This is a genomic window from Mycobacterium sp. (genome assembly GCF_049673265.1).
Lineage (GTDB): Bacteria > Actinomycetota > Actinomycetes > Mycobacteriales > Mycobacteriaceae > Mycobacterium.
Window position 1 is genome coordinate 1 of record NZ_JBATXN010000553.1, and the last position, 10,119, is coordinate 10,119.

The window sequence follows — 10,119 nt, forward strand, 5'->3', positions numbered from 1 at the left end:
CGACCGCATAGGCCTCGCCGGCAGTGAGACGATCAACCAGAGCATGAGTGCCCTGCGTGCCCTCCGGAGCATTTGAGGCCGCCCCGTCGTGGTCCGCCGACACTCGATGGTGCTCGTAGATCGTCACGTGCGTATCTCCTATAGCGGTTATCGCCTTGCGTGCCAGAGCCGCGCTGCCCTGCGGATGTCGTCCAAGTTCCGACCGAACCCCCGCCCAACCGACGGCATTTCGACTAACCCAGCTTGTGCAGGCCGACCGAGGGCGTCATCGACTGCTATAAGAGTGTCATAAGGACCGGTGGGGGCTACCTGCGCGAATTGGTTACTGGTGAGTTCTACGCGCGGGTAATGGTGCGCTGGGTAACAGTCGGCTCAGCCCCAGGCGAGGGCCTGCGGACCAAACCCGCTGGATGCAGGTGGTTACGGTTGAGTAGCAACAACAGCGCAGATCAAGGCAGTATTGTTATGCAATCGTTACCTGAAAAATCAGCGCTCCTCAGCGGTCCTGGCGCAACCGTGATGACGCGCCGCGCTGCGACGGACCAAAATCAGGCCGCCAGATTTGGGTAAACAGACGTTTGCTGGAAACTTACCCGCAGGTCAGCTCAGGCCCACTGTCCGAATTGCGGCTTGCAGATGTTGTTGATGTCGACCCCGACGCCACCGACGTTGCGCTTGTCGATCTCGACTTGGTGCAGATTCGCGGCGGGATGGGTGTATCCGCGCGGTGAGCCCCAGTTGTGCTGCCAGAAGTAGGAGCCTAGGCCGTCCTGCAGCGCCCAGTCGATCGTTTTGGAGTTGGCGTACACGCCGACCCGTTGGTGGCCCAGCACTGATTCCCAGCCGCGCAGGTAAGGCGCTACCTGTTGCTTGTACTGCTCGAAGGACGGGTCATCATCGATCGAGGCGTAGATGGGGGCGCCGGCCGGTCCGCCGGCGGCGGTGTGCAGCTGCCACCCGCGCTGGGCATGGGTGACGCCCGCGTTTTGCCCGCCTAGCCAGTCCGCGGAGCTCTGCTTGCCGTACTGGTAGCAGGAGACGATCTTGAGACCGTTCTGGTTGAGGTCGCGCGCCTCGGGCAGTTGGATCGGCTTGCCCAGCATCCAGGCGCCGCCGGGCCGCCGATCCGATACATACCGGATGGAGCCCACTGCGCCGGCCGCCTTGATCTGGCTGGCCGGGATCACCCCGGCGGCATAGTCGAGCAGCACGCCCCGACCGTCAGCCGAAGCCCGCGGCACGTCCAGCGACCCCGCCGCGGCGCCGAGACCGATGAGGGCAGGTGTCGCCGCCGCGAATTTCAGCACAGAGCGTCGCGACATAGGCGTCACAGTCACAGAATACGACAGATGCACCAATTACCACATCAACGCCACTGGTCACATCTGTATCAGCGGCGCCGGACCTGCTCGACCACTTCCGCAAGGTGCCGGTGGCCGAACAACTCGAAACTGGCCACCAAGGCCGCCGGCGCTGCCATCACAACCAGCAGACATACCGTCGTCGAAATGCCTGCGGCCGCGAGCCCGATCGCCGCGGCCAACACCAGCAGGCATATCGACACATCGACCGCATAGGACCCATCCCACGTTCGCACCAGCAGCAGGTAGCTAGAGAAAACGGCGCAGACGTAGATGCCGACTGACACCGCCACCGCGGTGACAGTGGCAACCGAGCCGAGCTCTGAGCGGTGTTCGATGTAGTCCGCGGCAGCGTGCAGCCCGGCACCGGTAGCGACGATCGATCCGAACAACGCGATGTGTAGGTAACCGTAGCCGAACGAGCGCTCGCGATGGGCGTGCAGCAAGTCGGCGGCCGGCACCACGAAGTAGACCCACCACATACCGAAGGTCAGACCGGTCCCGGCGACGGCGACAAGCACCGCGTCGGTCGTCCAACCCTGTTCAGCGACCACCGCCGACAGCGACGCAACCGTTCCCACGACCCCTTCGCCGAGCGCGATGATCGTCAGCAAGGAATTGCGCTCGACGATGTGGTGAGCGTGCCACGGCGTCCCACCCATGCGCTTTTCGGCGAGGAGCGGACCGGTCAATTCGATCGCGATCATGAGGCCAAACAAGATGAACGTGACGACCACCGAGGTGTTGGCGACAGCAACGGCAATCCATCCGACCTGCGCCACCGTGATCGAAAACGCGTAGGTCATGCAGGCCGATCGCCGGCCGGGGTCTTGCTTCGCGGCGCGTAACCACTGGATCACCATGGCAACGCGCATCACTACGTAGCCTGCGACCAGGGCCCGGTTGTTGACGTGTCGGCCGTCGGCAATCGACGAGAAGACCTGCGGAATCCCCAGCGTCAGAACCAGGACGCCCACCATTTGCAGCATCGTGGTCAGGCGGTACACCCAGTCGTCGGTGTCATACGCCGAGGCGAACCAGCTGAAGTTGATCCAGGCCCAGCTGACGGCAAAGGTGGCGAATGAGAAGCCGGCCAGCCCGGCTCCGATGTGCCCGGTGGCCAGCATGTGCGCGAATTGTGAAGCGGCTACCCCGAAAGCGATGACGAACGTCAGGTCGAACAGCAGCTCCAGCGGCGTCGCCACCCGATGCGGCTCATGGGGGTCGCGGCCCGACATCCGGCGGAGTCGGTGCGCGAACGGCGCGCTGGTCTGGTGGCTTCCAGGTTCGCTCACCCGGACATTCTCTCTGCTGGAATGCGGACGGTCGGCGACACAGGCCCAGTACCGGGAAAGGATGCACCTCTTGGTATGTACGATCCTCCCCATGCCGCTGGTCAGTGGTGCGACAGCCGCTGGGTTCAACATTGTTCGGCTGCTCGGGGGCGGACAGATCGGTGAGCTCTATGTAGCTGAACACCCGAGGTTGCCGCGCCAATACGCCCTCAAGGTCCTGACGGAGGATTTGTCGGCGGACCCGGAGTATCGCTTCCGGTTCCACCAGGAGTCCGACCAGGCAGCCGCCCTATCGCACCCGAACATCGTCGGCCTCCACGATCGGGGTGAGTTCGAGGACCGGCTGTGGCTTGCGATGGACTACGTCGACGGCACCGACGCCGCCCAGCTGCTAACGGATACCTACCCCGACGGCATGCCGCCAGACCTGGTGATCCAGATCGTCTCTGCGATCGCGGACGCGCTTGATTACGCCCGCGAACACGGGCTGGTTCATCGTTACGTGAATCCGAGCAACATCCTTATCACCGAGTCGGCATCCGGCCGACGACGCATCTTGCTGGCAGGTTTTGGCGTCGCCCGGCGCCCCGAGGAGACCAACAGTTTGACTCGGAGGAATCTTGCCATCGGTACGGTGAGCTATGCAGCCCCCGAGCAGCTGCTGGACGACTCGATCGATGGCCAAGCTGACCAATATGCCTTGGCGTGCACCGCGTTTCACCTGTTGACCGGCTGGCCACCGTTTGCGCACATGAAGCCCACTGTGGTGGTCAGTAAGCACCTCAACGAATCGCCGCCACGGCCAAGTGATATGAAACCCGAGTTGATCTACTTCGACGCGCCCTTTGCCCGCGCACTCATGAAGGCGCCGGCCGAGAGGTTCCCCAATTGCCGAGAATTCGCCAAAGCACTTGAGGCGAGGGGCAACCTGAAGTTGCCGAGCGCTAAAGGCACCTCGGCCGTGACCAACAACGCGTCGCCGAGCGAAGCAGCGGTATCCGCTAGCCCACCTGCCGAAGTCGATGAGGCCGCTGAGACGCCAGATGTGTTGCCAACAGCCGAAGTTGACGATTCTGTCGATGCGCCGGGTGTGGTACCGGAGTCCGAAGTCGACGAAGCGGACGCGTTGGCGAAACCCGACGTTTGGAGCGCCGCGCCTGACGACGCATCGGTCGCGTCGCGCCGTCGTCGGATGCTGCACGCGGCGGCGCTCGGTCTCACCATCGTGGCGGTGGCGCTGGGTGGGATCTTGGGCGTCATGGCGTTGCGCTCGGCGTCTGCGCCCGATGACACGCCCGCCAATGTCGAAACTTTTTCCCCAGCGAGCACCACCCCACCCGCGCGGCCGGCGACGGCGACGGTCATCCCGCCGCCGATCGTTAAGGCTCCTCCTCCCGCAACGACCACGCCGCCGAAGGTCACAGCGTCGCCGGCAGCGACGGTCGCTCCGACGGCGACCGCTTCTTCGACGGCACGGACGCCAGTGCCCGAGACCACCCGGGCACATTCGCAGTCGCCCACGACGACTCCATCCGGTTTGGATACCCGGCCTGCCGTTGGCATTCCCTGCGGCGCTCCGGGCGCCATAACGACGTCAAACGCGGGCATGCCCGTTGTCTGCGCGGACACGCCCGGCGGATCCGCGTGGGAACCCCCCGGCGGCTGACTTAACGGTCTGTCATGCGCGTGCGGCCGTCATGTCCATCTCGATCCAGCCCTGGCACGGGCCGCTCAAGATGTCGGTGTGCATGACGCCGGCAAGTGTTCCGTCGGCTTGGGGCGTGTAGCGCACATTGGATCGGGCCGGACTCCATTGGATCGTGGTGTCGGGCATCATGCAGTCCCACTGGAAATCGCTGACTTGTGTCCAGGACGAACCATCCCAGGTGAATTGCACGGGTTGCGGAACCGTCGGATTGCTCGGCGGAGGGCCGCTAATGATCGTGGCGACGCACTTTCCGGCTGTGCAGCTCGAGCGGAACCCATAGGTATCGGTGTGCTGGATCTCGGGGTCACCGACGGCCATGCTGGTCCCGGACTTCGGACCCACCATGAATGTGATCGCGTACTCGCCGTTCCACGACGGATTGTCGGCGTAGGCAGTTGGGGAAAGGGACAGCGCCGTCGTGAGTGGCACGGCGCACCAACCGAGGAGGTTCCTCAGACGGTCTTGGGCCATGGGCTTCTCCTCTCGGCCCGCAACGGTTTTGGAACTAGGATGCGCCGCGGCAACCGTGCTGTATACCCCATCTGCACGTTATTGCTAAGATTATAAAGTTACGGTCAAGGAGAACGTCAGCCCGACCGTGGAGGACCGCGATGGAACGCGACCAACTCATCGACTTGACCCGACGGGCCGTGAAGCTGGCACGCGATAAAGCAACCGACCTTGCGCCGGCCGAGCATTCGGTCCGGGCGGCCGAGTACACCTCGATTGAGCGTCACGAACGCGACGTCGCGATGCTGATGGCCAGCCCACAGCTGGTCGGTTATGTATCCGAGTTGCCGGAGCCGGGAACCTACTGCACCAAGTCGGTGATGGGCCGATCCGTTCTACTCACGAGAACGTCCACCGGTTCGGTCAAGGCGTTCAACAATGTCTGCTTGCATCGGCAGTCGCAGGTCGTCACCGGTTGCGGTAAGGCCAAGCGGTTCACCTGCCCATATCACGCATGGACGTATGACGATAGCGGGCGGTTGGTCGGTCTGCCGGGCCGTGAAGGCTTCCCCGGCGTGCAGGTGAAGTCCGACAGCCTGACCGAACTGCCGGCTACCGAATTCGCCGGATTCCTCTGGGTGGCACTCGATCCCGCGGCAACGCTGGATATTGCCGCTCACCTGGGTCCGCTGGCCGAAGAACTCGACTCCTGGGGCATCGGCCGGTGGTCTCCGCTCGGCGAGAAGGTCCTCGACTCGCCGATCAATTGGAAATTGGCGGTCGACACCTTCTCGGAGAATTACCACTTCGCCACCGTCCACCGGCAAACTTTCGCAACGATCGCACGCAGCAACTGCACCGTGTTCGATTCGTTCGGACGGCACCACCGTTTGATTTTCCCGCTGAACTCAATCCTGGACCTGGAGAACGTTCCCGAAGACCAATGGGACCCCTTCCAGAACATGGTGGTGATCTATGCGTTGTTTCCGAACATCGTCCTTTCGGTGACCATAGCCAACGGAGAGCTATTCCGCATCTACCCCGGTGCGACGCCCGGCAGATCGGTTACCGTTCACCAGAATTCGACGCCGCTGGACATCTCCGAGGAATCTGTGGCAGCAGGCGCCCAAGCTGTCTTCGACTATGCCCATGCCACTGTGCGCGACGAGGACTACCGACTTGTCCAGGGCCTACAGGCCAACCTCGAATCCGGCGCGCGCGATCACCTGTTGTTCGGCCGCAATGAGCCGGGGCTGCAACATCGCCATATGTCCTGGGCGTCAGCTATCGGCAGATAGCGCCGCGATCAGCGCGTCCACCACATCGCGACAATCCTGTTGCTCGTTGGTCTGCAACAGCTTTCGTGCTTCTGCGCGACGTCCCGAGGCCACCAACGATCGGAGCAGATCGACGAGGCTGGCGTCCTCGACGGTGGCAGCCAGCACTTGGATCAGCTCCCAATCCCGGTACAACGCAAGCGACCGCTCATAGAAGGCGAAGCCGCTCACTGGTTCTCCGCGCAGCGTTCCGCTATAGCGATATGGCCCTTCCATGTATTCGATCGGCAGGCCATGCGCCGGGGCGGCCACCAGAGGCTCGCCGGTGAGATCCAATTGCATTGTGGGACAGCGTAAGCTGTGCCGATCGGGCATGAACCGCGCCTGTGCCAGCGGCGGCAACAGGGGACGGATCGCATCCGGCCATCGCACGTAGCTGCTGACCGTGACTTCGACGTCCTCCGCGCACTCCGGAGCCATTGCCGGGTCGGGATAACTGGCCGTCACGCCCGAGAATGGTTGCACCGCATTGCCGTCCATGCGGTCAAACTGTCGCCAGATGCTCAGGTCGACGCCGTTGTCCAGGTTGATCGTTCGCCACTCATGCGACCGGGCACGCGGATCTCCCCCGGACCCCCCACCGCCGGCGTATTTGGGGAACCACTGCCGATCAACGTGTCCTGCGCGGCCGCTGACCCGTTCATCCAGCTCACCCCAGCGCAGCGTCCCGTGCATTGCCATGCCGGTCTGGAAATACGAGTAGGTGTCGTGCTGGCCGAAGCAGATGATGTTCCCGTTGTAAGTACCCGCGCCTACCGGCACCGGGGCGCGGGTGGGCGTGACGGTCAAGTCCAGTTCCATGGACTGGCCTGCCTGATCCGTACCGCGCAGGCTGACGCGGTAGGTGTAGGGCTGCAGTTCGCCGGCCTCGTCGCGGCAGGTCGTCCACGCCACCGGGCCCGCGCTGCTTTCGTAGTGGATGTCGAGGTACCCGGCCGACATGGACAACTTGGGCTGCGCCTCGGGACGCATGCTCTTGGGGGGCATGTCGTAATCGGTGTAGGTGCCGTATGCCCCTGTATCGCAATCGAATAGCGACATGGTGTAGAAGTCGGCGACGATTGACCCGCTGGGGCGGTTCTTGTTGAAGATTGTCAGGAACGCGAACGAGCGGCCCGTCACACCGGTTAGCTCGCCGGCAATGAACCACGTGTCGGATTCCTGGTCGGCGTGTTCACCCTCGGCAGCAGGGAAATCTAGCGCGCTGTCGTTGTGCACCAGCCGGAACGGAAATGTGCGCCAGTCGTTAGTCATCTCGCCCCTCGGGGACATCGATCGCGTCGTACTTGTCGTCGCCGAGGAACTCACGCACCTTGTCGATGTGGTCGTCGGCGCCGAGCTCGAGTGTTTCGGCGGCCAGCCCGTAGTCGATGATCGCGATCGCCGCCTGAGCCAGGTGCTTGGAGAACGCCCGCTTGGTGGTCTGCAGCGCGCGGGCCGGCTGGGCCGCCAGCCGCGCGGCCAACTGCAGCGCTTCGTCCATGAGCGCGTCGGCGGTGGTCACGCGATTGGCCAGACCCAAAGTCACCGCCAACTCGGCCGGAATGCGTTCACCGGTGTAGATGTATTCCTTGGCGCGGATGAGGCTGGTCATATACGGCCACAGCAACGCCCCGCCGTCGCCGGCGGTCAGACCGATCGAGACGTGTGGATCGCACAGATAGCTGCGCTCGGACATCAACACCAGGTCGCAGCACAGCGCCAGCGATGCACCAAGCCCGACGGCGGGACCATTGACCGCCGCGACGACTGGCAGCCGGAAGTTGATCATCGCGTTGAGGATGTCCGACGCCTGCGCCGAGATGTCATACCGGAGGCTGAGGGAGCGGTGCTGGGCCTTCAAGAACGCGAAATCGCCGCCGCCACTGAAGGTTTTACCGGCACCGGTGAGCACCACGCAGCGAGCTTCGGTGTCCCGCTCCAACTCGCGCCACACGTCGAGCAGCTTGTGGTGCAGGGTCGCATCGATGACGTTGTGAGCATCGGGGCGGTTGATCGTGACAATCCGCACGGCGCCGTCCGTTGTCACCCGAAGTTCGTCGCTCACCTAAGCCTCACGCCGTGCTTTTTTGCTATGTTAGCATCAATAGCGAAGTTACCGTCGCCTTTTCAGAGGTGGTGCCCCCATGCCGGAGACCCGTGACCACCGTTGCTACGACCAGCTTTTCATCGGAGGACACTGGCGCAAGCCGTCCACCGAGCAACGGATAACCGTCATCTCCCCGCACTCCGAAAAACCGGTCGGTGACGTCGCCGCCGCCACTCCAGCCGACGTCGACGCCGCCGTCATCGCCGCGCGAGACGCTTTCGACCGTGGCCCGTGGCCCCGGCTCGAGCCGAGCGAGCGGATGCGCAAGATCGAAGAGCTCGCGACCATCTACTCCGGCCACCTCGACGAGATGGCAGATCTGATCACCGACGAGATGGGTTCGCCACGCAGTTTCAGCAGGCTCGGCCAAGCGGCGGCCGCGGCGTCGTTGATTCATCTGGCGCTGGCTGTTGCCCGCGACTTCCCCTGGGCCGAACGTCGCCAAGGGGTGCTCGGCGAAGTACACCTGCGCCGAGCACCTGTCGGCGTGGTCGGGGCGATTGTGCCGTGGAACGTGCCGCAATTCCTGATCATGCCGAAACTGATTCCCGCCCTGATTGCGGGTTGCACTGTCATCGTCAAGCCCGCCCCCGAAACGCCTTTGGATGCTTTGTGGTTGGCCGAGATGATCGAGCAGCTGGACCTTCCTGACGGTGTGGTGTCGGTTCTCCCCGGCGGGACCGATGTGGGCGAGGCGCTGGTGCGCCATCCGGGTGTGGACAAGATCGCGTTCACTGGGTCGAGTGCTGTCGGACGCCGGATCGCCACGCTGTGCGGCGAGCAGCTCAAGCGGGTCAGCCTCGAACTCGGCGGCAAGTCGGCGGCGATCATTCTCGACGACGCCGATATCGACAAGACCGTCAAAGGCCTCAAGAGCGCGAGCCTGATGAACAATGGCCAGGCCTGTGTCGCGCAGACCCGCATCCTGGTCAGCGAACGGCGTCGTGACGAGGTCGTCGACGCGCTGGCCGACATGATGTCGGGCCTGCAGGTGGGCGATCCGTCTTCGGAGACGACCGACGTCGGGCCGCTGGTGGCTCAACGGCAACAAGCTCGGGTGCAGGACTACATCCGGTCTGGGGTGAAAGAGGGTGCCCGGATCATCCTTGGCGGCGAGGATTCTCCGAGCGAACGAGGCTGGTACGTGCGGCCGACTTTGTTCGCCGACGCCACCAACGACATGCGTATCGCGCGCGACGAGATCTTCGGTCCGGTGCTGAGCGTGCTGACCTACCGCGATGAAGGGGATGCGATCCGCATCGCCAACGACAGCGACTATGGTCTGGCCGGATCGGTGTGGACCGCCGATGTCGCACACGGTCTCGAGGTTGCCGCGGGTGTGCGCGCCGGCACCTACGGCATCAACATGTACACACTCGATATCGGCAGCCCCTTCGGTGGTTTCAAGCAATCGGGGATCGGGCGCGAGTTCGGTCCGGAGGGCCTGCACGAATACGTCGAGCTGCAGTCGGTGGTCAGCAAAGGGGCGATGCCGCCGTTGCCCGGCTCCTAGGACGCCGGCCGCCAACCGGGTTTGCGACCAAGCCGGGCAAGAAGTTTCGACTGCACATCGTCGTCGCCTACCGCGACGGGAGCACCGAACATGCCGGAAGCGTTCAGCGCCAGTGGGTCACTCGACAATGCCGCGTAGAAGTGCTCACACCACCGGGCATCCAGCCGGTCGTCGGCGCCCACCGCCCGGGCGAGGTCCCAGGTGTGCACCAGGACGTCGCGGGTCAGGTTCGGCACCATCGCGATCGCGTCCAGTTGACCGGACTCGAACACCTTTACCAGTTGGTCGTAGGTCAGCTGCCAGCGCAGCTGTGGATCATCACGTGGGCGGTGCGGCTTGAGTCCCAGCGGTCGCAACAGCAGCACG

The 10,119-nt window shown here is 63.8% G+C and carries 9 protein-coding genes; 3 read left to right on the forward strand and 6 right to left on the reverse strand.

The genetic code is table 11. The annotated features are described in order from the left end of the window. Nucleotides 1-605: 605 nt before the first annotated feature. Nucleotides 606-1,322, reverse strand: coding sequence for a glycoside hydrolase domain-containing protein (locus WBF82_RS18730; RefSeq protein ID WP_424384448.1), 717 nt, complete (start codon nucleotides 1,320-1,322; stop codon nucleotides 606-608). A 68-nt stretch (nucleotides 1,323-1,390) separates the two neighbouring features. Then, nucleotides 1,391-2,599, reverse strand: a complete 1,209-nt coding sequence (locus tag WBF82_RS18735) for a low temperature requirement protein A (RefSeq protein ID WP_424384456.1) — start codon at nucleotides 2,597-2,599, stop codon at nucleotides 1,391-1,393. A 148-nt stretch (nucleotides 2,600-2,747) separates the two neighbouring features. On the opposite strand from WBF82_RS18735, the gene WBF82_RS18740 reads away from it, so the two are divergent. Next, the gene (locus tag WBF82_RS18740; protein WP_424384449.1) at nucleotides 2,748-4,322 is read left to right on the forward strand and encodes a serine/threonine-protein kinase; all 1,575 of its coding nucleotides are present in this window, start codon (nucleotides 2,748-2,750) and stop codon (nucleotides 4,320-4,322) included. Nucleotides 4,323-4,334: 12 nt separating this feature from the next. On the opposite strand, the gene WBF82_RS18745 is transcribed toward WBF82_RS18740, so the two are convergent. Further along, nucleotides 4,335-4,835, reverse strand: coding sequence for a hypothetical protein (locus tag WBF82_RS18745; protein ID WP_424384450.1), 501 nt, complete (start codon nucleotides 4,833-4,835; stop codon nucleotides 4,335-4,337). 140 nt (nucleotides 4,836-4,975) lie between these two features. On the opposite strand from WBF82_RS18745, the gene WBF82_RS18750 reads away from it, so the two are divergent. Next, a complete protein-coding gene (locus WBF82_RS18750) occupies nucleotides 4,976-6,112 on the forward strand; it encodes an aromatic ring-hydroxylating oxygenase subunit alpha (protein WP_424384451.1) in 1,137 nt (378 codons plus the stop codon). On the opposite strand, the gene WBF82_RS18755 is transcribed toward WBF82_RS18750, so the two are convergent. Both WBF82_RS18755 and WBF82_RS18760 read right to left on the reverse strand, forming a co-directional pair. Next, nucleotides 6,095-7,405 (reverse strand): lipocalin-like domain-containing protein, encoded by a 1,311-nt coding sequence (locus WBF82_RS18755; protein WP_424384452.1) that lies wholly within the window; start codon nucleotides 7,403-7,405, stop codon nucleotides 6,095-6,097. The genes WBF82_RS18750 and WBF82_RS18755 overlap by 18 nt on opposite strands. Then, on the reverse strand, nucleotides 7,398-8,198 hold the full coding sequence (locus tag WBF82_RS18760) for an enoyl-CoA hydratase/isomerase family protein (RefSeq protein WP_424384453.1): 801 nt from the start codon (nucleotides 8,196-8,198) through the stop codon (nucleotides 7,398-7,400). The genes WBF82_RS18755 and WBF82_RS18760 overlap by 8 nt, the downstream gene beginning before the upstream one ends. A gap of 79 nt (nucleotides 8,199-8,277) precedes the next feature. On the opposite strand from WBF82_RS18760, the gene WBF82_RS18765 reads away from it, so the two are divergent. Beyond that, nucleotides 8,278-9,753, forward strand: coding sequence for an aldehyde dehydrogenase (locus WBF82_RS18765; RefSeq protein ID WP_424384454.1), 1,476 nt, complete (start codon nucleotides 8,278-8,280; stop codon nucleotides 9,751-9,753). On the opposite strand, the gene WBF82_RS18770 is transcribed toward WBF82_RS18765, so the two are convergent. Beyond that, on the reverse strand, nucleotides 9,750-10,118 hold the full coding sequence (locus tag WBF82_RS18770; protein ID WP_424384455.1) for a hypothetical protein: 369 nt from the start codon (nucleotides 10,116-10,118) through the stop codon (nucleotides 9,750-9,752). The two genes, WBF82_RS18765 and WBF82_RS18770, sit on opposite strands and share 4 nt — an antisense overlap. Nucleotide 10,119: the final 1 nt, after the last annotated feature.